The following is a 25,656-nucleotide window of genomic DNA, read 5'->3' as shown; positions in this document are numbered from 1 at the left end:
TGCGAGTTCAGCTCAACCCCGGACACAGTACAGATACACCCATGAAGACCGCCCAGGAACTTCGCGTTGGCAACGTGATCATGATCGGCAACGACCCCATGGTCGTCATCAAGGCCGAATACAACAAATCCGGCCGTAACGCCGCCGTCGTCAAGCTGAAGATGAAGAACCTGCTGACGGGTTCCGGCACGGAAAGCGTCTATCGGGCCGACGACAAGTTCGAGATCCAGGTTCTGGAGCGGACCGAGGTCACCTACTCCTACTTCTCCGACCCCGCCTACGTGTTCATGGACCACGAGTACAACCAGTACGAAGTGGACGGCGAGAACATGGGCGACGCCCTGAACTACCTCGAGGAAGGCATGCCCTGCGAGGTCGTCATGTACAACGGCCGCGCCATCTCGGTGGAACTGCCCACCACCCTGGTGCGTGAAGTGGAATACACCGAACCTGCCGTGCGTGGCGACACCTCCGGCAAAGTGCTCAAGCCTGCCCGCATCAAGCCCACTGGCTTCGAGGTGCAGGTGCCCGCCTTCGTCGAGACCGGCGACAAGATCGAGATCGACACCCGCAACGGCGAATACCGCAGCCGCGTGAAGTAAGCCTTCCGGCCTTCACGGCAAAAAGCCCCGGAACTGGACAACCAGCCGGGGCTTTTTCTTTTGCAGCTTTTGCAGCTAGAGACAGCTGCAAATCCGTTGTTGAACGAGCTGTTGGGCGCTGCTTCAGTCGTTGAGCGCCGGCTCGGCCACGCGGGACTCGACATGTGGCCGACCAGTCGAAGCCGTTTTCTGCCGCTGACCCGCCCGCATGCCTGATGCGGCCGGCAGACCCGAGGGAGCCTGCGCCCCCGTGGCAATGGCCATGGCCAGTCCCATGTCGACATCACAATGACTGCTGCCCGGCCGCCAGACCGGCACCGCGTTGGGGCTGAGCCGCATGGAATCGACCCGCGCACCATCACCACCACCACGCAGGCTGACCCGCTCGACACCCCGACATGTGCCTCGCGAGCTGCACCCCGTCAGGGCCAGCCGCCCGCCCAGGAACCCCAGACCGGACAGGCATTGGTGACGGAGCCCGTCCAGCATCCGCCAGATCAGCCCGGGCTGTCCGGCGGCAGGCACACGGTCGTCGTCTGCCAGTGCCATGGGGCCGATGGCGCCGCGCTGGCGTCGGCCGGCCGTGCGCAGCAGGATGCGCCGCACGGTACCGTGCAGTGCCGACATGGACAACGGCTTGACCAGATACCCGCTGCAGCCCGCCATGGCGGAACGCAGCAGATCGGAAATGCCCGAGCGGGCGCTGAGCACCACCACCGGCACATTGGAGCCGGTGGCGCGCTTGAAGCGACGCATCATCTCCAGCCCGCAGCCATCGGGCTGCTGCGGATCGACGATGACCAGATCGTAGTGGCGCATCGACAGCACATCACTGGCCTGCTCCAGCGTTCCCACGCCATCCACGTCCACGCCCAGCTGCCGCATGCCCACAGCCACATGACTGCGGCTGGAGGGGCTGGGATCCATCACCAGGACGCGCAACGGCGTGTCGACCGGCATCCGCTGACGGGCGGCCAGCAGGCTGCTGGCCGAGAGCGTGTTGCGGTTGATGGCATGCTGCTGTGCACGGGCCACCAGGACATCGGCCGAGCGGTTGAGCACGGCCAGGATGTCCTGGGCGAAGGAAGCAAACAGGAGATCGTCAGCGCCGCGCAGGCGGTTGGCCCGGCGCCCCACGCCGATGACCGGAATGGCGCGCGGCAGGCTGCGCAGCCGGCGGGCCGTATCCACGCCGCCGGGAATGGTGAGATTGACCAGCGCAATGTCGAACTCCCCGCCCGTGCGGGTATCGGCCAGCTGGTAGCGGTGCGGGTTCTGGGCCTCGCACTGGAAGATCAGCTCGATCAGACGCATGAAACGCTGGCCCAGGCCGAATGCTGCGACACGGAACGGCAGGCGCGGCGCTTCGGCAACCATTGCCGGCGCTGCTGTCGGGCTCTTCTGGCCACGCGGGTTGAAAGGCGTCTTCCACATGGAAGCGATGAGACCAGAAAGTCCGCCAAAGAGCAACCCGACAATTAGAAAACGTCGTTAATTCATATGCTTAGCTGCGCTGTCTACGACGGGGCTGTAGCTTTTTTAACAAGCCCGGCGCCGAAAAGGCAACGGTTCATGTCAAAAACCGTTGATTGCCCGACGCCTGACCGCGACAGTCCCGCGCTCAGTCCCGCGCTCAGTCCAGCGCCTCGGTCCGCAGCCGGTTGTCCAGCGCGAAGTTGAGCACGAAATTGTGCGCCAGCGGCTCGACGTCATGCAGGCGGCGATCGACGATCACGCACTTGAAGCCCTGGTACATGGACGGCAGCACATAGGGCGAATAGCCCAGGTGGAACTGGCCGACGCCGGACCGCGCGCCACTTTTCTTGCGGGGCCGGAAGGCCGCCATCACGCCTGCCAGGCGTTCGGCCCAGTCACTGGGACGGAAGCGGCGACCTTCATGAGTCTCGCCAATGATGACGAAGCGTGCGGCGTGACGGACATGCGCCACCGGATCGGGCGTAGCCCCCGGACAGGTCGGCGCGACAGGGTGCGCGGCATGGGCCGTGGCGTCGGGCGCCGGGGGCGGAATGCCGCCAGCGAGTGTCTCCTGACCCGGGATCCCGTCGCCGACAGACGCGGATGGGTTCATTGATTCTTGCTGCATGGAAGTATGATACCGGTACATGGATGGAAAAACCGAGACACGCGCATGACCTGCCAAGCCCCCCTGATGTCGACCTACCTGCGCCAGCCCGTTGCCTTCACGCGGGGCCAGGGCGCCATTCTGTTCGATGAGGCGGGCCGACGATACCTCGACGCTCTGAGCGGTATCGCCGTCAATACACTCGGTCATGCCCACCCCGATCTGGTGGCTGCGCTGCAGGATCAGGTCGCGAAAATCATGCACTGCTCGAACCTCTTCGAGGTGCCACTGCAGGACGCCGTGGCCCGCCAGCTGGTGCAACGCTCAGGCATGACCAACGCATTCTTCTGCAACTCCGGCCTGGAAGCCAACGAGGCAGCGCTCAAGCTGGCCCGTCTGCACGGCCATGCCCGGGGCATCGCCGAGCCCCGGGTGGTGGTGTTCGAGCATGCCTTCCACGGGCGCTCGCTGGCCACACTGTCGGCCACGGCGAACCCCAAGGTCCAGAAAGGCTTCGAGCCGCTGGTGCCCGGCTTCCCTCGCCTGCCCTTCAATGATCTGGCTGCTCTCGAAGCGCTGGCCCGACAGGACAGCGCCGCCCCGAGCATTGCCGCCGTGCTGCTGGAGTCCATTCAGGGCGAAGGCGGCATCACGGCCGCCACGCCGGAATTCCTGCAGGGCGTGCGGCGGCTGTGCGACGAGCACGGCTGGCTGATGATGCTGGACGAGGTTCAGAGCGGCATGGGTCGCAGCGGCCGCTGGTTCGCCCACCAGTGGGCCGGCATCACGCCGGACGTGATGACGCTGGCCAAGGGGCTCGCCTCGGGCGTGCCGATCGGCGCGGTGCTGGCCCACGGCCCGGCGGCCAGCCTGTTCCAGCCCGGCAACCACGGCACCACCTTCGGCGGCAACCCGCTGGCCATGCGCGCGGCCCTCACCACACTGGAAGTGATGGAGCGCGACGGGCTGGTGGCCCGTGCCGAAGTGCTGGGTGAGCGCCTGCGCCAGGGCTTCGAGCAGGCACTGGCCGACACAAAGGGCTTCACCGGCATGCAGGGCAAGGGCCTGATGATCGGCATCGGGCTGGATCGCCCCTGCGGCGCGCTGGTGAAGCGGGCGCTGGACGAAGGCCTGGTGATCAACGTCACGGCCGAACGGGTCGTGCGGCTGCTGCCACCGCTCATCCTGTCCGATGCCGAGGCCGACGAGCTGGTACAGCGGCTGGCGCCGCTGATCCGGCGCTTCCTGCAGGAGGGACAGGCCGCCCGCTGAAAAGGCAGACGCCCGCGGGCTGGCATCACGGCCTGCCCGCAGGCGGCGCCCCGTCATCGCCCCGCCCTCTCACCCCGCTTTCCCGGAGCACCTCACCACACCTGAACGACCGGGCTCTTTCGCTGGTCTGCCCCATCCAGCGCCTTCGCCGGGCATGTCCCCACCCGATGTGCCTTTCCCTGAATCCACGCCGACACGACAGCCCCGACCATGAGCACACTGCCCATCAAGCACTTCCTGAAATTCGACGACTTCAGCCGCGAAGAGATCGAATACCTGCTGAAACGCGCCGATTTCATCAAGAAGCGCTTCAAGAACTACGAGACCTGGCATCCGCTGCAGGACCGCTCGCTGGTGATGATCTTCGAGAAGGCCTCCACCCGCACCCGCCTGTCCTTCGAGGCCGGCATGCTGCAGCTGGGCGGTGCCGCCATCTACATGAACACGCGGGATTCGCAGCTGGGCCGCGGCGAGCCGGTGGATGATGCCGCCAAGGTGATCTCGCGGATGTGCGACATCATCATGATGCGCACCTTCGAGCAGGACATCATCGAGCGCTTTGCCGCCGCCTCACGGGTGCCGGTCATCAACGGACTCACCAACGAGTACCACCCGTGCCAGATCCTGGCCGACATCTTCACCTACATGGAGCACCGCGGCAGCATCCAGGGCAAGACGGTGGCCTGGGTGGGCGACGCCAACAACATGAGCTACACGTGGGTGCAGGCCGCACGGCTGCTGGACTTCCAGGTCCACATCTCCACGCCGCCGGGCTATGCGCTGGACGATGCCCGCATCAGCGATGCCGAGCGCAAGCACCTGCGCTATTTCGAGGATCCGCGCGAAGCCTGCGCGGGCGCCGATCTGGTGACGACCGACGTCTGGACCAGCATGGGCTACGAGGCCGAGAACGAGGCCCGGGCCGCCGCCTTTGCGAACTTCTGCGTCGATGAGCAGATGATGGCACTGGCCAGCCCCGATGCGGTGTTCATGCACTGTCTGCCGGCGCACCGGGGTGAGGAAGTGACGGCCGGCGTGATCGACGGCCCGCAGTCGGTGGTGTGGGACGAGGCCGAGAACCGCCTGCACGTGCAGAAGGCCCTGCTGGAGTATCTGGTCATCGGCCGCGTGCCGACCTGATGCCCCGTCCCACGTTGCTGCCATGTCGCCGCTGCCTGCCGGCATGCCCGGGGGCGTCGCGGGAACGAATGAGTCCATGGCACGCGCAAAACCACGCGGTGCCATGGGCATCCGGGCGCTGGGTCAGACCTTCTGGCCCAGCTGGCGAACCACCTCATCGGTGGTCCACAGGTCGTTGGCCACCAGGCGGTAATTGACGAGCGCGGCCAGATAGCCATCGCCCTCCGGCAGTTTCGGGCCGGCGGTGGCGTCCTTCACCACCGTCACCTCGAAGCCCTGCTCGATGAACTCGCGCAGGTGCGACTCGACGCACAGGTTGGCGGCCATGCCCGCCAGCAGGATCTGGTCCACCTTCTGCTTGCGCAGCTGCAGCGTCACATCGTTGCTTTCCGGGCCGAAAATCTTGTGCGGCGAGGCAATGATGGTCTTGCCATCGAAGATGTAGGGTTTGTATTCGGGCATGAAGTCGGCTCCCGAGCCCTCGAAGCCTTTCATGTCATAGGCGCTGGGTCGCGCAAACATGCCACTGTCGTGCATGAAGTGCTCGCCCGGGCCACCGAATTCCCACTGGTGATCGGTGGGATAGTAGTAGTGTGGCGACACTACCACGGGGATGCCGGCGCCCTTGGCCGCCTTGAAGAGGCGCAGCAGATTTGGCACCGTATTGTTTTGCTCGACGCTTTCGCCCACGGCGCCCCAGGCGATGCCTTTCGGGCTCAGGAAATCGATCTGGGGATCGATGACCACCAGCGCCACGCGCTCTGGATCGAGCTTCATGCCCTTGCGTGGCATGCCGTAACTGGACGGCTCGGCATACGGATTGGCTGGCGCCGCCCCCTTGCCCGCGGCATTTCTGCCAGCGGCTTCGGCATTGCCTGCGCCGCCCAGCGCCATGGCGCCCAGCGCGGCAACCGCCGCAACGGCTTTGGCATCATGCCCCAGAAACTGGCGGCGGCCCTGGTCGACGGTGTGATCTTTGTGGTTATTGCACATGGTTTCCAAATGAAGAGGAGAAGGTTTCTGGCCGAATCATCCGCGCAGCATGCTGCAATACCACCTGCCCGGTGCCAGTGACGACATCGTCGCCGAATGCACGCAAGGCCGGTTGACACATCATCCCGTCTTTTTACCCGGATGATGGCCGTGCGATGGACGGTCCACCGCTGGCACCTTTCAGGCGACCATTCATCGGCCCGAGGCGTTTCATGGACATTTTCTCCACCGGGCCGTCAGCATGTCATGGACACATGCTTTCCCGCGCCGCCCCCTGCACTTACTCCCTGCACTTACTCCCTGCACTTACTCCCTGCACTTACTCCCTGCACTTACCCCCTACATTACTCCCCTACATTACTCCCCTACATTACTCCCCTGCATTGCTCCCCTGCATTGCTCCCCTGCATTGCTCCCCTGCATTGCTCCCCTGCATTGCTCCCCTGCATTGCTCCCCTGCATTGCTCCCCTGCATTGCTCCCCTGCATTGCTCCCCTGCATTGCTCCCCTACATTGCTCCCCTGCATTGCTCCCCTGCATTGCTCCCCTGCACCGACCCATGCACTGATCCCCGCCATATGCTGCATCGTGTGCTGACGGGACAAAAGGACCCGGACAGGGCGGCTGCCCTGCATCAATCTGTTTCTGTCATCGGCCCACCGGGATGCACTGCGGCACCCGTGCTGATATCTTTCCCTGGTCGTCACCCCTTCAGCCTTCCGCGCCATGGATGCTCTCAGCCAGCTGTTCACGCACTTTCGCTTTCGCACCGACCTGTTCTTTCTGGGCCGGCTGTGCAATACCAGCACGCATGCCGAATCCGAAAAGGGGTACCTGCACCTGGTCCGCGAAGGGCGATGCCTGTTGCAAATTCCCGACACGCCCCCCATCCGCATCGAGGAACCCACGCTGATCTTCATGTCGGGGCACATGCAGCACACCATAACCCCGCTCGACACCGGCGGACTGGATGTGTTTTGCATCAGCTTCGACTTTGGCAACGGCGTGCGCAATCCGCTTACCCACATCCTGAAGCGTCCGGTACTGCTGCAGCTCAACAGCAACCCCGACCTGCTGGCGGTGGCCAACCGGATTTTCACCGAAACGGCCGAACGGCACTGCGGCTACCAGATGGCCGTGCACCATCTCTCGGCCTATTTCACCATTCAGGCGGTACGCTGCAGCCTGCGGCTGCGGCATCTGGATACCGGCCTGCTGCGCGGGCTGGCCGACCGGCAGATCGGACTGGCGCTGTCGCACATGCATCAGGATCCGGCTGCGCCGTGGCAGCTGGACACCCTGGCCGAACGGGCGCACATGTCCCGCACGCGCTTTGCGCTGCGCTTCAGGGAGACGGTGGGCGTATCGCCCATGGATTATCTGGCTACCTGGCGCATCTCGCTGGCCCAGAGCCTGCTGCTCCAGGGGGTTCCGGTGGCGCTGGTGGCAGAGCGGACCGGCTACAGCCACAATGCCGCACTGACCCGGGCCTTCACCCGTATCGTCGGCCAGACGCCCACGGCGTGGCTGACCCAACAGCGGGAACAGATGAAGGCCGCGGAGGAAGCCATGGACGCAGAGGCCGCAAAACAGACAATGATTGCAAAACAGGCGACCAGCGCCGAACGGGCAGCGGCCGGTTCCGGCGCATGGCTGAACGATCAGGGGACCGGGATCTGAACCGGTCCCAGGGACTGATCAGCGGCACAGGTGCAGACGCACGCCGGGCCGGGTATTGATGACCGACGGCGTGGCCGTCACGGTCGGTGGCACTTGCGGTGCCGGCATCGGCTGGTGCCGCGGAATGGCGCGCCGCACAGCCTCCAGGTTGGGCAGCAGCGCCACAGTCCGGTAAGAGCCCGACAGCAGCAGGTTCAGCTTGCGCAGCGGCGACAGCTGCCCTGCCCCCTCGCCAATGGCCTGGTCCAGGCGCGCCAGCAGCGTGCCGGCCAGCGGCAGGGCCAGCACCTGCTCCATCACCTGCCGCAGGCAATGGTGATAGGCCACGCATTCGTCGAAGAGCGGCGATTCGGGCAACGGCTGGAAACCATAGCGCGGCATCAGCTCGCGCACCTCGCGATCGATTGTCGGCTGGTCCGGCTCCAGCAGGGCCAGCACTTCCGAAGCCACCGACTTCTCCACCTGCCCGGTCAGCTCGCTGATCTGCATCAGCACGTCCGGATAGTTGCGATGGGGCACGCGCCGGATGCCGTCCAGGATCATGAACAGCTCCTCACGGCGCATCCGAAGCTTGCCACGCATGCCCACATGGCGGCACAGCCGGCGCTGGAAGTCACTGTCAGTCAGCACATCGGTGGTGGAGATGCTTTCCAGCAGCCACAGATGCTCGCGCGCATCCGCGACGACACGGCTCATCGTTTTGACCACCGCAATGTCCAGGTCCTTCAGGAGACGCTCGGCAGCCACTTGGGTAAGGGTGTATCTCGACATCGAACATGCCTCGTTTCGATCGCATGTCCGCATGATCCAGTCTACCCGAAGCACGCCCGCACTGCCCTGGATACCCGGACAGCAACTGCGGATCGGCGGCAAGCCCCCCGTTTGCATAAAACCACGGAACGTGGCACGCAAACAACCCATCGCGACGATGCAGGCCATGGCGTGCTCCGGACACGACAGGAGCACCCTTGCTGCATGAGCCTGCTACATGGCCTGCTGAATCACCCAGCGCATGAGTGCTGAATGAGCTGGTGCAGCATGAGCCTGTGACATGCCAGCCCTGCCACAATCGGATAAAAAAAGCAGCCGAAGGGCTTCCCCCACGGCTGCCTCCTCTGATCCGGACCGGCCTCAGCTCTCGACCGTCTCGACCTCGGCCTCGTCTTCCGGCTCGGGCGGCGGCGGCTCGAAGGACTCGTGGTATTCCAGCGCCACCTTGCCGGCGTCGTCCATATCCACGGTGACGCGGCCACCGTGCTGCAGACGGCCGAAGAGCAGCTCGTCGGCCAGCGCCTTGCGCACCGTGTCCTGGATGAGCCGCTGCATGGGGCGTGCGCCCATCAGCGGATCGAAGCCCTCGCGTGCCAGATACTTGCGGAACGCGTCGGTGAAGATCACCTCCACCCGCTTCTCGTGCAGCGTCTCTTCCAGCTGCATCAGGAACTTGTCCACCACCCGCAGGATGATCTCCTCATCCAGCGGACGGAAGCTGATGATGGCATCCAGGCGGTTGCGGAACTCGGGCGAGAACAGCCGCTTGATCTCGGCCATCTCGTCACCCGGCTCGCGCGTGTCCGAAAACCCGATGGAACGCCGTTGCAGGTCGGCCGCGCCCGCGTTGGTGGTCATGATCAGCACCACGTTGCGGAAATCGGCCTTGCGCCCGTTGTTGTCGGTCAGCGTGCCGTGGTCCATCACCTGCAGCAGGATGTTGAAGATGTCCGGATGCGCCTTCTCGATCTCGTCGAGCAGCAGCACCGCATGCGGCTTCTTGGTGATGGCCTCGGTCAGCAGTCCTCCCTGGTCGAAGCCGACATAGCCCGGCGGCGCGCCGATCAGCCGCGACACGGCGTGACGCTCCATGTACTCGGACATGTCGAAGCGCACCAGCTCGATGCCCAGCGTGAAGGCCAGCTGCCGTGCCACCTCGGTCTTGCCCACGCCCGTGGGGCCCGAGAACAGGAACGAGCCGATGGGCTTCTCGGGCCGTGCCAGGCCCGAGCGCGCCATCTTGATGGCGGCCGCCAGCGCCTCGATGGACGAATCCTGGCCGAACACCACGTTCTTCAGATCGCGCTCCAGGTACTGCAGCTTGCTGCGGTCGTCACTGCTGACCGACGTGGGCGGGATGCGGGCGATCTTGGAGACGATGGCCTCGATGTCGGCCTTGCCGATCACTTCCTTGGCCTTGTCACGCGGCAGCACCCGTTGCGCGGCACCGGCTTCGTCGATCACGTCGATGGCCTTGTCGGGCAGATGACGATCGGTGATGTACTTGGCCGACAGTTCGGCCGCTGCCGTGAGCGCCGCCCCGGTGTAGCGGATGCCGTGGTGCTCCTCGAAGTAGCTCTTCAGGCCGCGCAGGATCTGCACGGTCTGTTCCACCGTCGGCTCCACCACATCGATCTTCTGGAAGCGCCGCGACAGCGCATGATCCTTCTCGAAGATGCCACGGTACTCGGTGAACGTGGTGGCACCAATGCACTTGAGCTCGCCCGACGACAGCGCCGGCTTGAGCAGGTTGGAGGCATCCAGCGTGCCGCCCGAGGCCGAGCCGGCCCCGATGAGGGTATGGATCTCGTCGATGAACAGGATGGCCTGGCGGTCGGCCCGCAGCTGCTTGAGCACCGTCTTCAGGCGCTGCTCGAAGTCGCCGCGGTACTTGGTGCCGGCCAGCAGCGCACCCATGTCCAGCGAATAGACGGTGGCGTCCTTGAGCACCTCGGGCGCGTCGCCCTGGACGATGCGCCAGGCCAGCCCTTCGGCAATGGCAGTCTTGCCAACGCCAGCCTCGCCCACCAGCAGCGGGTTGTTCTTGCGCCGGCGCACCAGCACCTGGATGACGCGCTCCAGCTCGCTCTCGCGGCCGATCAGCGGGTCGATCCGACCCTCGCGGGCGGCCGCGTTGAGATTGGTGGTGTACTGCTCCAGCGCCCCCTGGGGATTGGCATCGCCCCCGCCCTCGGCCGTGGCCTCCTGGGGCTCGTCCTTGCCGGGCTGTTGCTGCTGTGCCTTGGCGATGCCATGCGAGATGTAGTTGACCACATCCAGCCGGGTGATACCCTGCTGGTGCAGGTAATAGACGGCGTGCGAGTCCTTCTCGCCGAAGATGGCGACCAGCACGTTGGCCCCCGTGACCTCCTTCTTGCCGTTGGAGGTGGACTGCACGTGCATGATGGCCCGCTGGATGACCCGCTGGAAGCCCAGTGTGGGCTGCGTGTCGATCTCTTCGGTACCCGGCACCACCGGAGTGTTTTCCTTGATGAAGCCGGTCAGGCTCTTGCGCAGCTCGTCGATGTTGGCGGCGCAGGCCCGCAGCACTTCGGCCGCCGATGGGTTGTCGAGCAGCGACAGCAACAGGTGCTCGACGGTGATGAATTCGTGGCGCTGCTGCCTGGCCTCGACAAAGGCCATGTGCAGACTGACTTCCAGCTCTTGGGCGATCATGCTTCCTCCATCACGCACTGAAGCGGATGTTGATGCTGACGGGCAAATCCACTCACCTGCTCGACTTTGGTCAACGCGATATCCCGTGGAAACATGCCACAGACGCCGCGGCCCTCGTGGTGGACCTGCAGCATCACGTCGGTGGCCTTCTCCAGGCTCATCGAGAAGAACTTCTGCAGAACCTGCACCACGAAGTCCATCGGCGTGAAATCGTCGTTCAACAGGAGCACCTTGTACAACGGGGGCGGCTTCAGAGCCAGCTGCTCCCGTTCAAGGACGACCGAAGGATCATTGGATAGTGTCATCCGACCGATTCTAGCGATTGATCCGGACCGATCAAGTGACCTGGCGACATCCGGCGGGTGCCATCGTGACATCCACCACAACGCCAGGGGTGGCAGGCGCGGACCCCGGCCCGGCCAGCGATGTGCCAGGCAGGTCGAGCGAATATCGACGAACCTGCCTGACGACTGACCATTGCACAATGCGTCCTTTTCCAGGCAATTCAAGTACTCGCCGACCAACAGTGTGATTGTGACTCATTCCTACCCGGATTGCACACGGAAAAACGGGTCACGGCGAGTGCCCTTGCACTGCCTCGCACCATCTCACACCGCCAGGAAAGCCTCCGTACAAGCCAAGCCGACGAGCCGGCTCATGACAGCCACGGAGCAACACGCGCAGCCCGGCCACGCACTCACCTGACCAGCCGACTCCGTTCATCTCCCGTTCATGTACCGTTCATAATGGAATAGGCTGGATTTATTATCCTGATATAAAAAACCGATCATTCACCTCCACTCCTCAAAACCCATGAAGGAAACGCCCGGAGATCCTCCGGGACTCGGCCGTCCTTCACAAGGCCATGATGAGGCGCCATCCGGCCACCTGCCGTTCAGCGGTTTACATGAAGGCAAGAAAACCACAAGCCGCCACTGGCCCACAGGAGGGGCAGTCGATGCAAAATTTTGCTGCATTGCAGCAGAGGTGAAGTTTTCTCGTTAAGAAACAAGAAGTTAAAGACTTGTCCGAAGGGGCTCCACAAGGTACTGACACGGATTGAGACCCGAAAACAAATTCCGTTGCACTCCCGGGAACTGCCGTTCGCACGATAGAACTTGACTGCCTCCCTCCAATTCCCAAAGAATAGTGTCTGATGTTTTCGGGGTAAATCAAGGCCCGCGCCCGAATACCTCCATTCAGTCTCACACGCACGGCCTTTCAAGCAGGAAAATTCATAGTATGGCAACGGGTACGGTCAAGTGGTTCAACGACGCCAAGGGCTTCGGCTTCATTACCCCGGATGAAGGTGGCGAAGATCTGTTCGCTCACTTCAGCTCTGTTCAGACCCAAGGCTTCAAGACCCTGAAGGAAGGCCAGAAGGTCTCGTTCGACGTGGTCCAGGGCCCCAAAGGCAAGCAAGCGTCCAACATCCATCCCGAAGGCTGATCACTCGGCCAGGATGGGCTGACGCCCTTACCGAAAAAGGCTGGCAACGCAAGTTGCCAGCCTTTTTTCATGGGGATCCGATTCATCGCAGCGCGCTGGGCGACTGCTGACGCATGCCGGAAAGCAGCGCCTTCCACCTCTGCCCTGCCCAGGCCGTCCTGCGCTCAGGGCATGCCCAAAGAAGCCTCAGTGGCCGTGGGCATGTCCGGCATGCTCGTCATGATCGTGGTGATGTTCATGCCCGCCCGTGTGCCCGGCCACGTCCTGAACCTGGACCTGCACGTCCTGACTGCCGGCGTGACGGAAGTTCAGTGTCAGGGTGAAATGCTCACCGGCCTTCAGCGGACGGGAGAGCCCCAGCACCATCAGGTGGTAGCCTGAGCTGGCCCCCTTGTTCATGTCCACGCTGGTTCCAGCCGGGATATCGATGGCGGACACCTGACGCATGCGCATCATGTCGTTTTCCACCTTCATCTCGTGCATCTCGGTGGCACGAGCAATCCCGGTGCGGGCTGACAGCAACTGGTCATCCTGCTGACCGCGGTTCTGTACCCGGTCGATATAGACGGCCAGATTGGGAACACCAGGCCGTGGCACCGCGGTGTAGGCACCGCTGACGACAACGGGCGAGGCTTCCGCCTGCACACCGTGGGCGTGGTGCCCATGCCCCTGATGGGCGGTCGCATGTTCCGCACTCTCGCGGGCCGTCTGGGCAGTCGCCATCGTCGGCTGGGCCACGGCCAGGCAGGCCAGCACCCCCAGAGTCAGCCATGCCGGACGGGAGACATTCCGGATGCCATCCGCTGAAACGGGAAACGCACTCTTGCTCATGCGATTGGACTCCACGAAAGATCTGAGGCGTAGGAACACGCGGGAGAAGTATCCCGGGTAAAGGGGAGGATGCCGAGGAAAAATCCGACAGGTGGCATCTGGCACTCTTCACTGGACACCAGGTGCCCAACCACGGCCAGCATGCTGCAAGGCATTGACATGCTCGGGGAAAGCTTCCGCCTGTCCCGGACATGCGCGAGCCTGCATCAGCCTGGGCAGCCCCGGCATCGGGGTATCGATACGGAAGCTCCGGATAACCCCGCAGCGACGGAAAGGATGCAGGGTCCCGACGACCCTGCATCCAATCCAGAGGAAGGAAATGTGCCGGGATCAGCACTCCGGACCGTGCCAGGCCCGCACGAAGCCGGAAGGATCAGGGCGCTCGCGGCCCTTGGCGTGCGGTTCGGCCGTACCTACATGCACGAAGCCCAGCAGGTGTTCATCAGCTGCGAAGCCCAGGGCGTCACGCACCTTGGGATCGAAGGCGTTGGGGCCGCTGACCCAGATGGCACCGTAGCCTTGCAGGTACAGGCCGTTGAGCAGGTTCATGACGGCAGCGCCTGCCGCCAGCCACTGCTCGATGACCGGCACCTTTTCGGAGCCTTCGACCAGCCGCACGGCCGGCACGATGGTCATGGGCGCCGCCAGCTGCTTGCGACGATAGCGCTCGGGATCCTCATGACCCCGCGCACGCGCTGCCTCGACCAGGATCTCGGCCAGCGCCGCCCGGGCCTCCCCCTGGACGGTGACGAAGCGCCACGGTTTCATGCTGCCGTGATCCGGCGCACGCATGGCCAGTTCGAAGGCCGTCTCCAGCTCGGAGGCCGAAGGCGCCGGCTCATGCAACGGCCAAGACGAGAAACGCCCTTTCAGCGCCTCGATGGCCACCTCGCCGACTTCGGCCAGATCGATCGTCTCGCTCATCGGTTCAGTTCCGGCCGCGCGGCGCGTTTGCGCTCTTCTGGCACGCCGGGCAGACGCCATACAGCGCCAGCCGACGCTCGGACAGTTCGTAGCCATGTGCATCGGCCACTTCGAACTGCACTTTCTCGATGACGGGACTGGTGAACTCGTCCACCCGGCCGCAGCTCACACAGATGAGGTGATCATGGTGATCACCCTCGTTCATCTCGAAGACGGCCTTGCCGCCGTCGAAGACGTTGCGGCTGAGCAGGCCGGCCGCTTCCAGCTGCGACAGCACCCGATAGACGGTCGCCAGGCCCACGTCATGGCCCTGCTCCAGCAGCCGACGGAACACGTCCTCGGCCGAAAGGTGGCGCTCTTCGCTGCCACGGATGATTTCTAGTACCTTGATTCTGGGCAGCGTGGCCTTCAAACCGACACTGCGCAATTCCTGATCCTGGGTGCTCATTGACCTTCCTGAGAGAGAAACAGTTTCGCGGCGCTGGGCAACCGGGCGATACCTCCCGGGCAATCGCCCTCGATCCCTGCATTATGAACCATTTAGGCCGCCATGATCCGTCATGTGATACCGCTTTCCTGCTGATGAACCGCTGTCCGGACCTGGCTGTCCGTACCTTGACCGGAACCGGATGCCCCGGCACCCCGTGCGGGGGCGTCAGGCATGCCCTTCCTGCCCCGTTCCGGCGCCCCGGGAGCACCATCAGCCGGGAAAGTGCCGGCCGAGGGCCCATCATCACGCTGGTGAATGCGGATGATACGCAAGGCGTCAGGCTGAGCCACCAGCACACAGGGCTTGTTGTGCCGACGGCAATGATCCTGCACCCGCCAGTACGCCTGGTGGCTGAGACAGCCGGTCTGGCATATCACCAGATCGGCCTCGACCAGCCGTTCTTCAAGGTCTGGGGGATCCTCGACCTCATCGGTGGCGCCCGATCCATCGGCACGATCGTCGCCTGCCGGATGCAACGGCTGCCCCAAGGGCCGCGTTGACGCTCCGGGTTCCGGAACAGTCCCCTGCGTTGCCGCAGGCCATGCCTCGGCCGGCATTGTGGCCGAAGCGCCGCGAAGCAGCGTCTGCAGGCGCTGCGCCAGCGACTCGATCCGCGCACCCAGCGTGGCCCTGCCCGCCTGCGTGGCCTGGGCGGCTGCCAGCATGCGCCGCTGCTCGTCACCCGCCATGGCCAGGGAAGGCTCCCGCGCGGCCAGCTGGGCACGCAGCTGCAACACCTCGGCCTCCAGAAGCTGATTGCGGGCATGAAGCCGCTGCACTGTGGCCGTGCAGCGCCGCTGGGCTGCGCCATAAGCCTGTCTCAGTGCCTTCAGCTCGGCCATCACGCCTTCCAGGCTGCGTTCGGACGGTTTCACGGTTCGGACTCCAACGGTTGGGGCGGAGGGATGGAGGGGATGCCGGAACGGCAGGCCGCCGAACCGACAGGAGAGGGGCATGGCACCTGCACAAAGCAGCGATCACGGCCTCATTGACTGATTTTACTTCTCATTCATGAAATCTGCCTGGCTGTCCCTTTGCTCCCGAGAGGATCGGCATGGGGGCAACACCCGTGTCGGATCAGGACGACACTGCATGCAACGACACCCTGTGGCCGCCACGCCCAGGAATCACACCACACGATCCGGTACTCCCGTCCGGCTCTGCACACGGGCATGAAACAGACCGAAAAGGCCGCCAGAAGCCGCACTGTTCCGAAGATCGTGAACATCCGTCCGCCGGGACAATCCCCCGTCATGCCCGCTGGAGGATCCCGCATGAAAACGATTGCCCTGACCATGATCGTCAAGAACGAGGCCCGCAGCCTTGCGCGCTGCCTGGACAGTGTCGCCCCCTGGGTGGACAAGATGATCGTGCTGGACACGGGGTCGACCGACGACACCATCGCCATTGCCCGTGCCCATGGGGCCGAGGTGTACGAGCGGCGCTGGACCAACGACTTCGCCGCCGCCCGCAATGCCGCGCTGGCGCACTCTGACGCCGACTGGAACCTGGTTCTGGATGCGGATGAATGGCTGACCTCCGGCGGCGAATACCTGCAGGCACTGCGCCACGATTCGCGCCGTGCCATCCACAACATCCGCATCGACAGCGACCTGGGCAGCGGCAGCAACACCCTGATCTCCAGCCACCGGATCTCCCGGATCCTGCCGCGGGGCGTGCGCTACAAGGGACGGATCCACGAACAGCCGGCCCACAACCTGCCGATCATCGATGCCGCCGTGACGGCGCGACACGACGGCTACATGCAGGAGCAGCTCGACACCAAGAAGGGCCGCAACATGGCGCTTCTGGAGAAATCGCTGGCCGAAAGGCCCGAAGACCCCTATGTGCACTTCCAGCTGGGCAAGCAGTACGACATCCAGCTGCAGTACGCCGAGGCACTGCCCTTCTATCGCCGCGCCCGGGAGCTGGTGCAGCATCGTACCGCCTGGTACCACGACCTGGTGGTGCGGACGATCGAGTGCCTGCGCCATGAGGGCCGTCTGGAAGAGGCCATGATCTTCGCTTCGGACGAGATGCCCTACTGGGAGCAGTCGGCCGACTTCTATTTCGTGGTGGGCTGCCTGCTGCTGGACCAGATGCAGAAGCACCCGGAACAGGGTGAGTCGCTGCTGCCGATGATCGAGGAGAGCTGGCTGAAGGCGCTGGCCATCGGCGAGCGGCCGGAACTGGCCGGCAACGTCAGCGGTCGGGGCAGCTTCATGGCAGCCGCCCAGCTGTGGGCGCTGTTCGACGCGCGCAAGGAAGTCGAGAAGGCCGCGCGCTACAAGGACATGCAGAAGAAGTTCTACGCCCAGTACAAGGAAGCGGCGGATGCCGGCCTGGTGTCGGCAGCCGCCCTGCCCGAGCAGCAGCCGGCCTGAGCCTGCAGGCATCGGGCGTCACGGTCCGGCTGCGCCCTAGTACAAAGGGAAACGCCCTGCCGTTGCACGCAGACTCCGGCACGACAAGGCGTGTCATTCACCTCGAATCCTGCGCGCCATGGCACTCAGTGCATCGTCATCGGCGCGCATGGCGTCATGGGATGACAGATAACCTTCATAACGCTCGAAAAATCTGTCCATCCCTTTCGACTCGATCCGTCTGAAAGAAGACCCGTCACCCGTGCCATGCATGGGAAAGAGCTTGGCGTGCAGATGATCCACGCCATACCCTTCAAAAATCACGCCTGTCCTTCCAACACCTTCAAGCCGCTGATCAAGCATTCCGGCCACTTTCCTGGCGGCCTTCATGAGTGAACAGACCGTCTCATCATCGTTATCGAATACATAGCTGGGACGATGAGCCTTGGGGATGACAACGGTCACCCCGGGTGTATTCGGATAAATCGACAGAAAGGCAAGATGATTTTCATCCTCCCATATGCGATGGGAGGGCGACTTGTTCGCAACGATCCTGCAAAAGATGCAGTCCTGATCGGATGATTTATTTTCAGCCACGCGAAAATCTCCTGCATGTGAATACAGGGGCAGCAACCGGCCAGCCTCCTCGGCCATGAAAAGTCACTGCCCAGCAGCACCTTGCCAGCAAGGGTGACGCCCAGCCCCCGCAGCACCGGCGATGCGTCTGCGGGTTGCGGGACCATGGGCCACGTGCTTCAGATTGCAGCTTGCAACTCAATCCGCATCGATCATGCCCAGCTCGACGAGGGCACGGTAGACCCCGTCCTCGTCCTGCCGCGGCGCCAGATGGTCGGCGTACTTCTTCACCTCCGGATGGCCATTGGCCATGGCCACCCCGAATCCCGCTTCCGACAGCATCTCGATGTCGTTGAGCGAATCACCGAAGGCCATCACGTTGTCCAGCGTCAGTCCCAGCGTGCCGATCACGTCGCGGATGCCGCGCATCTTGGACCCCTCGGTGGCCAGCAGGTCCGACGCATCCTCATGCCAGCGCACCGTGCGGAACCGCCCATGGTCCAGAATGCCCGAGGCCTCGATGCCTGCCAGCTGACTTTCCTGGAAGCCGACGACCAGCTGGTAGACCGGGCTGCCAGGCTCATGGGGCTGGTCCATGGAATGGTCGCGCATGATCGGCACCAGTGCCGCATGGAAGGCCGGCGTCATCGAGATCACCGACATGTGGGTACGCTCGGCATAGCACACCCCCATGCCCTGCCCCACGAGATAGGCGGTGATGTGCTCCAGATCGGCCTGGGCGAACGGGTAGTCGGAGACAACCTGCTGCCCATGCAGATTGAGCTGGCCGTTGATGGTGACGAAGTGCTCGACGCCCGTTCGTGCGATGACCGCCTCCAGCGGCGCAGGAAAGATGTAGCGCGCACGCCCGGTGGCGATGGCCGGAATCACCCCGCGCCGTTTCAGCCCCAGGAAGGCCTTCTCGACACCGGGCGACAACAGGCCCGCATTCTTGCTGTAGAGCGTGTCGTCAATGTCGAAGAAGACGATCCGGATACGGTCCTTCAATGCTTTGCTCATGCGTGAGTTTCCTGGCGGCAACCACTCGGATGGCCGCAGACCGGCCCCGACGCAGCGCCCTCGTTGCGTATCCGGCTATTCTAGAGCGTGCCCTCGGCCTTGCACCCCGGTCCCCGACAGGAGGTCAGTCCGTCCGCAGCGCCCAGGATCCCTTCCGAAGAAGTGCCGTGTCCATCGGTCCCCGTCCCTGCCCGAAGAGCCTGACCGCAACGTGCATCATCGGCGGCCATTCCTCCCCTCCCCGGCGCTATGATCGTCCTGATCGCATCTTGACAGGAGACCTGATCATGTCCAGCAATCCCAGCATCCTTTCCCACGTTTCGCTCGGCACCAACCAGCTCGACCGTGCCCTCGCCTTCTATGACAAGGCGCTGGGCGCCCTGGGCATCGGCCGCGTCGTGGACATGAGCCAGGAGCACCATGCCGTGGCTTACGGCCGCGCCTATCCGGAGTTCTGGGTGCAGGCACCGTTCAACGGCAAGCCGGCAGAAGTGGCCAACGGCGTGCACATCGCCTTCTACGCCGAGACGCCAGCCCAGGTGGATGCCTTCTACAAGGCTGCGCTGGAAGCCGGTGCCACCGACGACGGCGCCCCGGGCCCGCGCCCCATCTACGGCAAGCAGTACTACGGCTGCTTCGTCCGTGACCCTGACGGCCACAAGATCGAGGCCATGGCCTGGGTGGAACAGCCCGGTGCCTGACGGCCCAAGGTGATGCCTCAAGGTGACAGTCACGGCCAAGCACCGGTTGAGGGTGCTCTCTCGGGTGGAGTGACGCCCTTCACCCCAGCACGATGCCCCGCTTCTCCATGTCGGCCTGCAGCGCGGCCAGACGCTTGGCCGGATCCAGCAGCGGGTCGCTGATGTGGGCAAGCATGGCGTCAGCCGAGCGGCGCACGTCGTCGTCGCTGGCGCTGACGGCGCCGTGAAAGACGTAGGCCGGCAGGAAGCGGGTCTTCAGCAGGTGGGCCGTCTGCTGCAGCGGCTTCAGGAATTCGCTCATCGAGAAGCCGTTGTAGCCGCCCGCCTGATAGGAATCGGCCGGGCCCCCGGTGGAAATGGCCGAGACCCATTCCTTGCCGGCCAATGCATCGCCCCCCGGACCATAGGCCCAGCCATAGACCAGCACGTCATCCAGCCACTGCTTCATCAGCGGCGGAACCGAATACCAGTAGAACGGGTGCTGGAAGACGAGACGATCATGGGCCAGCAGAGCCTTCTGCTCGGCCACAACGTCGATCCTGCCATCCGGATAGAGGGCATGGATGTCTCGCACCGTGATGTCCGGCTGCGCAGCCAGGCGCCGTGCCCAGGCGCGATTGACCCGGGAGCTGTCCAGGTGCGGATGAAAGAGATTGACCAGTATCTTCATGACGGCCTCCGAAGCAGGAACATGCGTCCATCGTAGTGGCTACAATGAGCCGCGATAAGCCCGATTCCATTTCATGACCTGATGCATGAGGGCCATCAATCGATCATGCGCCACAGCGATTTCGCCGAGCTGGCCGCCTTTGCCGCCATCGTCGAGGAAGGCAGTTTCCGGGGCGCAGCAGCGCGCCTGGGTCTGCGCCCCTCCACCGTATCGCACAGCCTGCGTGCGCTGGAAGAGAAGCTGGGCGTGCAGCTCCTGCATCGCACGACGCGCAGCGTGGCGCCGACAGAAGCCGGACAGGCGCTCTTTGCCCGTGTCGGCCCGGCCCTGGCGGGGATGGAAAACGCCATCGAGGCCGTCAATGCCCATCGTGACCTTCCGGCCGGCCGCATCCGGCTGAGCATGCCGCGTTGCGTGGCCAGCCAGGTGCTGCTGCCACGGCTGCGCGCCTTCATGGAACGGTTCCCCGACATCCAGCTCGACATCGCGGCAGACAACGGTTTCGTCGACATCGTGCGCGACGGCTTCGATGCCGGCATCCGGCTGCGGGAAAGCATTCCGGGCGACATGGTGGCGGTACCCGTCACGCCGGACCTGCAGACGATGGTGGTGGCCTCCCCTGACCATCTGGCCCTCCATCCGGCCCCCCGCACACCCCACGAACTGCACCGCCACCGCTGCATCGGCTTTCGCCAGATCGGCAGCGGCAACGTCTATCGATGGGAGTTCATGCGGGCCGCCCTGCCCACCCGGGAAGCTGGAGACACAAGTCCCGGGTCATCTGCCGCCCAGGTCCCCGGCCTCATGGAACTGAACCTGGACTGCGCGCTGGTGCTGGACGATCCCGAACTGATGCTGGACGCCGCGGCACGAGGCCTGGGCCTGGCCTATGCCATGGACGCCATCTGCCGTCCCTGGCTGGAAGACGGCCGGCTGATGCAGGTTCTGGCGGACTGGAGCCCCCGCTACCCGGGGTTCTGCCTGTACTACCCCAACCGCCGGATTACCGCTCCACTGCGTGCCCTGGTGGAGACATTGAAGGTCAGTTGACCGAACGCCAGCCCGGGCTGCCTGCCAGGCCCGAACGGCTCGCGCCGTATGACAAGAACAACACCGATGGCGGAGCATGGGCGCTCTCTATCCTTTACGGCAACAACTGTGTTGCCTCCATGACTCAGATTGTCGTCAACCTTACTTTTTATGGCCTAAGATGAATCCACAGATACACGGCATTCGATGACCGATGGACGGCCGACTTGCCGTGACAGGAGACCCACTCCGGTACGCCGGTGCATCCCCGCGGGATGCCGGCAACCGGATCCTCTTCGGGGATTTTCTCGTTTGCAGGAGCAGACATCATGATCCTTCGTCCATCTCTCAGCCATGTATCCCGTTCCAGCCCGTCGGCCCAGCCTGCCGGCTTCCCGCTGCGACGCACCGCAACCCTGGCAGGTGCAGCCACGCTGATGCTGCTGCTTGCGGCCTGCGGTGGCGGCAGCGGCGGCTCCAGCCGTGACAAGGCGGTGTCCAGCAGCCCCACACCGCCGACAAACCAGACACAGAACGCCGGCACGGGCCCGTCATCGAACAGCGGAACGTTGAACGGCGGTTCGTCCGGTAGCGGTGCCACGGGCGGCCAGACGCATGCCGGTGGCTCCACAGGCAACGGGGGTACGGGCCATGCGGGCTCGGGCAACGCCAACGCCGGAACCGGTGGAAGCGGCAGCGGCGGTACGTCAGGCGGCCAGGGCGCTGGCAGTTCGTCGAGCGGCGGCGCAGGAGGATCGACTCCCGGCCAAGGTCACGGCGCTGGCGGTAGCGGATCGGTGCAGCCTGGTGGCCATGCAGGGAGCGGCAACGCAGGGGGCGGCAACTCCGGAGGCAGCAACGCAGGTGCCGGCTCGACCGGCAACATCGGCCGTTGGGGCCCTGCTCCGTCCATCTCGGCGCGGGGCATCAGTGGTGACGTGCTGGCCACGATGATCAACCAGCCAGGTTCGCTGCATCCGGGCGATGTGCTGCTGAACGACGGCAAGCCACACCCGAACGAAGCCTATGCCCCCGTATCCTTCCAGGCCCGGCGCTGGTCTGCACAGCCGCCCGCCGGCCAGGCCCTGACGGGCGAGGCGCTGCGTGTGCATCAGGCCGTGCTGGCCGACGCCCAAGCAGGCAGCTATACGTACTACACCAGTCTGGATGCTGCCACGGTCGATCACACCAGCCGCGAGAACACGCACAACCTCTGGGTGGAGGTGAACTTCGGCAGCACCGTGAAGGGCTTTGCACCGCGCCGGGTCGACAGCCTGGCCTCGATGGCCGGCGTACCGGTGGGCACGCCGCTGCTGACGCTGCAGACACAGGCCCGCGTGCTGGTGGACCAGATTCCCGGGTACGTGACGCCCCAGGGTCGAACCTTCACGCTGAAGGGATCCCAGCCCTTCGTGGTGGAAAAAGGTACGCTGGTGCCGTTCAACCAGGTGCTGCGCCACTGGAGCGGCCAGGACGGTGCCTTCCTGCAGGTGTTCGTGGCCAACGGCGGCCGTTCCGACGAGGCGCGGCTGTGCCTGAACGTGCATGCACCGCTGATGAAGCGCCTGAGCTGCGTCCGCTACGCGGTGCCGACCGGCTGGAAACTGGGTCAGCCGCTGGTGCGTCTGGGCCACTACGTGGTGGATGACCAGTCGCCGGTGGCCAGCCGGCGCGACCTGCGCTACTGGAATGCCACGGCTGCCGACCTGCCGAAGCACCCGCTGGGGTACTGAAACAGGAAGGGGGAACGCCCGTCTCCGGGCGCTCCCCCTTTTCAAGGCTATCTCAAGGATCCTCCGAGCCAGCTCCGCAGACTGATGCGCCACGGTGCGGATTCTCAGAGGATCCCTGGGCCTTTCCGACACAGCCGCCCTTCCGGGCGGCTCTGCAGAAAGCCCCGAGCGATGATCACATGTTGTCGATCATCACCTGGCCGAAGCCCGAGCACGAGACCTGCTCGGCATCCGGCATCAGGCGGGCGAAGTCATAGGTGACCTTCTTGCTGGCGATGGCCTTCTTCATCGACGAGATGATCAGGTCGGCCGCTTCGGTCCAGCCCATGTGGCGCAGCATCATCTCGGCCGAGAGGATCTCGGAACCGGGGTTCACGTAGTCCTTGCCGGCATACTTCGGTGCGGTGCCGTGGGTGGCCTCGAACATGGCCACCGAGTCGGACAGGTTGGCGCCCGGGGCGATGCCGATGCCGCCGACCTGAGCGGCCAGGGCGTCGGAGATGTAGTCGCCGTTGAGGTTGAGCGTGGCGATGACCGAGTATTCCGCCGGACGCAGCAGGATCTGCTGCAGGAAGGCGTCGGCAATCACGTCCTTGACGATGATGTCCTTGCCGGTCTTCGGATTCTTCAGCTTCATCCAAGGGCCGCCGTCGAGCAGCTCGGCGCCGAACTCGTTCTTGGCCAGCGCATAGCCCCAGTCACGGAAGGCGCCTTCGGTGAACTTCATGATGTTGCCCTTGTGCACCAGGGTGACGGAGGGCTTGTCGTTGTCGATGGCGTACTGGATGGCCTTGCGCACCAGGCGCTCGGTGCCTTCCTTCGAGACCGGCTTGATGCCGATGCCGGAGGTCTCGGGGAAGCGGATCTTGGTGACGCCCAGCTCCTTCTGCAGGAAGTCGATGAGCTTCTTGGCCTTGTCGGTCTGAGCCTCGTACTCGATGCCGGCGTAGATGTCCTCGGAGTTCTCGCGGAAGATCACCATGTCGGTCTTGTGGGGCTCGCGCACCGGCGAGGGCACGCCGTCGAAGTACTGCACGGGCCGCAGGCAGACGTAGAGGTCGAGCTGCTGACGCAGGGCAACGTTGAGCGAGCGGATGCCGCCGCCGACCGGCGTGGTGAGCGGACCCTTGATGGAGACGACGTACTCACGCAGCACGTCCAGCGTCTCGTCGGGCAGCCACACATCGGGACCGTAGACCTGGGTGGCCTTCTCGCCGGCGTAGATCTCCATCCAGTGGATCTTGCGCTTGCCGCCATAGGCCTTCTGCACGGCGGCATCCACCACCTTCAACATCACCGGCGTGATGTCGAAGCCGGTGCCATCCCCCTCGATGTAGGGCACGATGGGGTTGTCAGGCACGTTGAGGGAGAAATCCTGGTTGACGGTGATCTTCTGGCCCTGATCGGGCACCTTGATGTGTTGGTACATGGATTGTGGACCTGTAGTGCGGATTGACACCGGTCGGGGCACGGACTCGGCACGGCGACCGCCCGCAGGCAAGGACGGCGCCGGACGAAGGTGACCCCGGGGAAAGGGGGATTATGCCAGCCATGGATGGCGGCCACAGGCGTGGGCGCCTCCTGGGCGCGACGTTCTCAGGGAAAGTCCCGAGATGAAGGGGCGACGGCATGCGACGCCCGTCAAGACGCGCAGGCCAGGACCAGGAGGCGTGTCGAGCCGAGGCAGCCGAAACCGAGGCCATGGCGTGAACAGGGCTGCTCTGGCTCCGACTTGCGGACTTGCGGACTTGCGGACTTGCGGACTTGCGGACTTGCGGACTGCGGACTGCGGACTGCGGACTGCGGACTGCGGACTGCGGGCTGCGGGCTGCGGGCTGCGGGCTGCGGGCTGCGGGCTGCGGGCTGCGGGCTGCGGGCTGCGGGCTGCGGGCTGCGGGCTGCGGGCTGCGGGCTGCGGGCAGGGTATGATCGGCGCTGACACAGGAACCATCAACGGGGTGCCCCCGGATCTGCCATGCCCATTTCCCATTCTGCCCAGCCTGCCACGACGCCAACCTTCACGCGCGCCCCAACGATGGCGGCCCCCGCCCCGGCAGGCCTTGCCGATGGCGGCACGCACTGGGCCAGAGGATGGCGCCGGGCCCAAGGGGCATCCATCCGCATGGCCAGCCTGTTGCTGGTGGCCGGTACCTCGCTGGCCGGTATCCAGCCGGCGCAGGCCACCCCGCCCTACCGGATGCCGGTGGTGGAACTGGAAGCTGGCGGCCAGCGCATCGACGCCGAGCTGGCACGGACCGAGCCGGAGCGGGAGCGCGGTCTGATGCACCGGACGGTGATGCCTGAGAACCATGGGATGCTGTTCGTCTTCGAGCAGCCCGCACAGTACTGCTTCTGGATGAGGAACACGCTGATTCCGCTGACCGTGGCCTTCCTGGACGAGGACGGCAAGGTGGCGGATCTGGCCGACATGCAGCCGCGCGATGAGCGCAGTCACTGCCCTTCCCGGCCGGTGCGCCACGCGCTGGAAATGAACCAGGGCTGGTTCGACGCGCACGGCGTGAAGGTGGGAGATGTGGTGAAGGGGCTTGAAACGGTGCCGAACGGCGAACCGAAGCCGTGAGCGGCTGCCTCTGGAGAAGGCGCGCTCAATGACGGAAAGGCCAGCCTGCCACGCGCTGGCCTTCAAGGACCG

24 protein-coding genes are annotated in these 25,656 nt (G+C 64.5%); 10 read left to right on the top strand and 14 right to left on the bottom strand.

Going from position 1 to position 25,656, the window contains the following annotated elements:
- Positions 1–41: 41 nt before the first annotated feature.
- Positions 42–602: an elongation factor P gene (gene efp / locus EL249_RS07175; RefSeq protein ID WP_005673435.1), complete on the top strand. Its 561-nt coding sequence runs from the start codon at positions 42–44 to the stop codon at positions 600–602.
- A 123-nt stretch (positions 603–725) separates the two neighbouring features.
- Here the strand turns inward: efp and EL249_RS07170 are convergent, their stop codons facing one another.
- The gene (locus EL249_RS07170; RefSeq protein ID WP_083799485.1) at positions 726–2,036 is read right to left on the bottom strand and encodes a response regulator transcription factor; all 1,311 of its coding nucleotides are present in this window, start codon (positions 2,034–2,036) and stop codon (positions 726–728) included.
- Positions 2,037–2,235: 199 nt separating this feature from the next.
- A complete protein-coding gene (locus EL249_RS07165) occupies positions 2,236–2,550 on the bottom strand; it encodes a DUF3579 domain-containing protein (RefSeq protein WP_040531212.1) in 315 nt (104 codons plus the stop codon).
- Positions 2,551–2,751: 201 nt separating this feature from the next.
- Between EL249_RS07165 and EL249_RS07160 the strand changes: the two genes are divergently transcribed.
- Entirely contained in the window at positions 2,752–3,957 is a 1,206-nt protein-coding gene (locus tag EL249_RS07160) for an aspartate aminotransferase family protein (RefSeq protein ID WP_005673439.1), read from the top strand.
- Between the two features lie 210 nt (positions 3,958–4,167).
- Positions 4,168–5,097 carry an ornithine carbamoyltransferase gene (gene argF / locus EL249_RS07155; protein ID WP_005673440.1) on the top strand — a complete coding sequence of 310 codons (930 nt, stop codon included), beginning with the start codon at positions 4,168–4,170 and terminating at the stop codon, positions 5,095–5,097.
- A 123-nt stretch (positions 5,098–5,220) separates the two neighbouring features.
- On the opposite strand, the gene EL249_RS07150 is transcribed toward argF, so the two are convergent.
- Positions 5,221–6,090 (bottom strand): cysteine hydrolase family protein, encoded by an 870-nt coding sequence (locus EL249_RS07150; protein WP_005673441.1) that lies wholly within the window; start codon positions 6,088–6,090, stop codon positions 5,221–5,223.
- A gap of 726 nt (positions 6,091–6,816) precedes the next feature.
- On the opposite strand from EL249_RS07150, the gene EL249_RS07145 reads away from it, so the two are divergent.
- Positions 6,817–7,770, top strand: a complete 954-nt coding sequence (locus EL249_RS07145) for an AraC family transcriptional regulator (protein ID WP_005673443.1) — start codon at positions 6,817–6,819, stop codon at positions 7,768–7,770.
- A gap of 18 nt (positions 7,771–7,788) precedes the next feature.
- On the opposite strand, the gene EL249_RS07140 is transcribed toward EL249_RS07145, so the two are convergent.
- The 3 genes from EL249_RS07140 to clpS form a co-directional block, all read right to left on the bottom strand.
- A complete protein-coding gene (locus EL249_RS07140; RefSeq protein WP_005673444.1) occupies positions 7,789–8,541 on the bottom strand; it encodes a hypothetical protein in 753 nt (250 codons plus the stop codon).
- Positions 8,542–8,901: 360 nt separating this feature from the next.
- On the bottom strand, positions 8,902–11,217 hold the full coding sequence (gene clpA / locus EL249_RS07135) for an ATP-dependent Clp protease ATP-binding subunit ClpA (RefSeq protein ID WP_005673445.1): 2,316 nt from the start codon (positions 11,215–11,217) through the stop codon (positions 8,902–8,904).
- Complete coding sequence (gene clpS, locus EL249_RS07130; protein ID WP_005673446.1) at positions 11,214–11,522, bottom strand: ATP-dependent Clp protease adapter ClpS; 309 nt, start codon at positions 11,520–11,522, stop codon at positions 11,214–11,216. The genes clpA and clpS overlap by 4 nt, the downstream gene beginning before the upstream one ends.
- Positions 11,523–12,459: 937 nt before the next feature.
- Here clpS and EL249_RS07125 point away from each other — a divergent pair.
- Positions 12,460–12,666, top strand: coding sequence for a cold-shock protein (locus EL249_RS07125; RefSeq protein ID WP_005673447.1), 207 nt, complete (start codon positions 12,460–12,462; stop codon positions 12,664–12,666).
- Between the two features lie 186 nt (positions 12,667–12,852).
- Here EL249_RS07125 and EL249_RS07120 read toward each other — a convergent pair whose 3' ends face one another.
- From EL249_RS07120 to EL249_RS07105, 4 genes are all read right to left on the bottom strand, one after another.
- Positions 12,853–13,497: a copper chaperone PCu(A)C gene (locus tag EL249_RS07120; RefSeq protein WP_005673450.1), complete on the bottom strand. Its 645-nt coding sequence runs from the start codon at positions 13,495–13,497 to the stop codon at positions 12,853–12,855.
- Positions 13,498–13,827: 330 nt separating this feature from the next.
- Positions 13,828–14,421 carry a nitroreductase family protein gene (locus tag EL249_RS07115; RefSeq protein WP_005673451.1) on the bottom strand — a complete coding sequence of 198 codons (594 nt, stop codon included), beginning with the start codon at positions 14,419–14,421 and terminating at the stop codon, positions 13,828–13,830.
- Positions 14,422–14,425: 4 nt separating this feature from the next.
- A complete protein-coding gene (fur, locus tag EL249_RS07110) occupies positions 14,426–14,869 on the bottom strand; it encodes a ferric iron uptake transcriptional regulator (RefSeq protein WP_005673452.1) in 444 nt (147 codons plus the stop codon).
- 110 nt (positions 14,870–14,979) lie between these two features.
- The gene (locus EL249_RS07105; protein ID WP_005673453.1) at positions 14,980–15,786 is read right to left on the bottom strand and encodes a DUF2325 domain-containing protein; all 807 of its coding nucleotides are present in this window, start codon (positions 15,784–15,786) and stop codon (positions 14,980–14,982) included.
- Positions 15,787–16,185: 399 nt separating this feature from the next.
- On the opposite strand from EL249_RS07105, the gene EL249_RS07100 reads away from it, so the two are divergent.
- Positions 16,186–17,295: a glycosyltransferase family 2 protein gene (locus tag EL249_RS07100; RefSeq protein WP_050781855.1), complete on the top strand. Its 1,110-nt coding sequence runs from the start codon at positions 16,186–16,188 to the stop codon at positions 17,293–17,295.
- Between the two features lie 93 nt (positions 17,296–17,388).
- Here EL249_RS07100 and EL249_RS07095 read toward each other — a convergent pair whose 3' ends face one another.
- Positions 17,389–17,928: an HIT family protein gene (locus tag EL249_RS07095; RefSeq protein ID WP_083799487.1), complete on the bottom strand. Its 540-nt coding sequence runs from the start codon at positions 17,926–17,928 to the stop codon at positions 17,389–17,391.
- A 120-nt stretch (positions 17,929–18,048) separates the two neighbouring features.
- Positions 18,049–18,870 carry a Cof-type HAD-IIB family hydrolase gene (locus tag EL249_RS07090; RefSeq protein WP_005673456.1) on the bottom strand — a complete coding sequence of 274 codons (822 nt, stop codon included), beginning with the start codon at positions 18,868–18,870 and terminating at the stop codon, positions 18,049–18,051.
- A 287-nt stretch (positions 18,871–19,157) separates the two neighbouring features.
- On the opposite strand from EL249_RS07090, the gene EL249_RS07085 reads away from it, so the two are divergent.
- Entirely contained in the window at positions 19,158–19,571 is a 414-nt protein-coding gene (locus EL249_RS07085) for a VOC family protein (RefSeq protein ID WP_005673457.1), read from the top strand.
- A gap of 79 nt (positions 19,572–19,650) precedes the next feature.
- On the opposite strand, the gene EL249_RS07080 is transcribed toward EL249_RS07085, so the two are convergent.
- Positions 19,651–20,241 carry an NAD(P)H-dependent oxidoreductase gene (locus EL249_RS07080; protein ID WP_005673458.1) on the bottom strand — a complete coding sequence of 197 codons (591 nt, stop codon included), beginning with the start codon at positions 20,239–20,241 and terminating at the stop codon, positions 19,651–19,653.
- 105 nt (positions 20,242–20,346) lie between these two features.
- On the opposite strand from EL249_RS07080, the gene EL249_RS07075 reads away from it, so the two are divergent.
- Complete coding sequence (locus EL249_RS07075; RefSeq protein WP_040531229.1) at positions 20,347–21,291, top strand: LysR family transcriptional regulator; 945 nt, start codon at positions 20,347–20,349, stop codon at positions 21,289–21,291.
- Between the two features lie 308 nt (positions 21,292–21,599).
- On the top strand, positions 21,600–23,003 hold the full coding sequence (locus EL249_RS07070) for a hypothetical protein (RefSeq protein ID WP_005673463.1): 1,404 nt from the start codon (positions 21,600–21,602) through the stop codon (positions 23,001–23,003).
- 175 nt (positions 23,004–23,178) lie between these two features.
- Here the strand turns inward: EL249_RS07070 and icd are convergent, their stop codons facing one another.
- Positions 23,179–24,432: an NADP-dependent isocitrate dehydrogenase gene (gene icd, locus EL249_RS07065; protein ID WP_005673464.1), complete on the bottom strand. Its 1,254-nt coding sequence runs from the start codon at positions 24,430–24,432 to the stop codon at positions 23,179–23,181.
- A 546-nt stretch (positions 24,433–24,978) separates the two neighbouring features.
- Between icd and EL249_RS07055 the strand changes: the two genes are divergently transcribed.
- Positions 24,979–25,584 (top strand): DUF192 domain-containing protein, encoded by a 606-nt coding sequence (locus EL249_RS07055; protein ID WP_232002000.1) that lies wholly within the window; start codon positions 24,979–24,981, stop codon positions 25,582–25,584.
- Positions 25,585–25,656: the final 72 nt, after the last annotated feature.

The organism is Lautropia mirabilis, from assembly GCF_900637555.1.
In the GTDB taxonomy this organism is placed as follows: Bacteria; Pseudomonadota; Gammaproteobacteria; order Burkholderiales; family Burkholderiaceae_E; genus Lautropia; species Lautropia mirabilis.
Note: the sequence above shows the minus strand (reverse complement) of the source record. Positions and strands in the feature narration are given on the sequence as shown.